Origin of the sequence: Streptomyces turgidiscabies Car8 (assembly GCF_000331005.1) — a bacterium.
Taxonomy (GTDB): domain Bacteria; phylum Actinomycetota; class Actinomycetes; order Streptomycetales; family Streptomycetaceae; genus Streptomyces; species Streptomyces turgidiscabies.
Window position 1 is genome coordinate 1 of record NZ_AEJB01000185.1, and the last position, 1192, is coordinate 1192.

Consider the following 1192-nt stretch of genomic DNA (forward strand, 5'->3'; position numbering starts at 1 on the left):
GTGTTGCCAGCATGCCCTTCGGGGTGATGGGGACTCACAGGAGACTGCCGGGGTCAACTCGGAGGAAGGTGGGGACGACGTCAAGTCATCATGCCCCTTATGTCTTGGGCTGCACACGTGCTACAATGGCCGGTACAATGAGCTGCGATGCCGTGAGGCGGAGCGAATCTCAAAAAGCCGGTCTCAGTTCGGATTGGGGTCTGCAACTCGACCCCATGAAGTCGGAGTTGCTAGTAATCGCAGATCAGCATTGCTGCGGTGAATACGTTCCCGGGCCTTGTACACACCGCCCGTCACGTCACGAAAGTCGGTAACACCCGAAGCCGGTGGCCCAACCCCTCACGGGGAGGGAGCTGTCGAAGGTGGGACTGGCGATTGGGACGAAGTCGTAACAAGGTAGCCGTACCGGAAGGTGCGGCTGGATCACCTCCTTTCTAAGGAGCATCTAGGCCGCCAGACATTGTCTGGTGGTCCAGGGCCATTACGTCGGCATACGTTCGACGGTGGTTGCTCATGGGTGGAACGTTGATTATTCGGCACTCTTGATCGTCTTCTCCTTCCAGTACTGTCCTTCGGGGCGTGGAACGATGAGGGAAGCGGTGAAGGGTGTCGGGCACGCTGTTGGGTGTCTGAGGGTATGGCCGTGAGGTTGTGTCTTCAGTGCCGGCCCCAGTGAACTCGCCCTGTAGGGGTGGGGTGGTGGGTGGTTGGTCGTTGTTTGAGAACTGCACAGTGGACGCGAGCATCTGTGGCCAAGTTTTTAAGGGCGCACGGTGGATGCCTTGGCACCAGGAACCGATGAAGGACGTGGGAGGCCACGATAGTCCCCGGGGAGTCGTCAACCAGGCTTTGATCCGGGGGTTTCCGAATGGGGAAACCCGGCAGTCGTCATGGGCTGTCACCCACATCTGAACACATAGGGTGTGTGGAGGGAACGCGGGGAAGTGAAACATCTCAGTACCCGCAGGAAGAGAAAACAACCGTGATTCCGGGAGTAGTGGCGAGCGAAACCGGATGAGGCCAAACCGTATACGTGTGAGACCCGGCAGGGGTTGCGTATGCGGGGTTGTGGGATCTCTCTTTCACAGTCTGCCGGCTGTGAGGCGAGTCAGAAACCGTTGATGTAGGCGAAGGACATGCGAAAGGTCCGGCGTAGAGGGTAAGACCCCCGTAGTCGAAACATCAACGGCTC

The 1192-nt window shown here is 58.6% G+C and carries 2 rRNA genes; both read left to right on the forward strand.

Going from position 1 to position 1192, the window contains the following annotated elements:
• Window positions 1–434 (forward strand): 16S ribosomal RNA (locus STRTUCAR8_RS11400); the annotation flags it as partial.
• A 316-nt stretch (window positions 435–750) separates the two neighbouring features.
• Window positions 751–1192: ribosomal RNA gene (locus STRTUCAR8_RS11405) — 23S ribosomal RNA — on the forward strand; the annotation flags it as partial.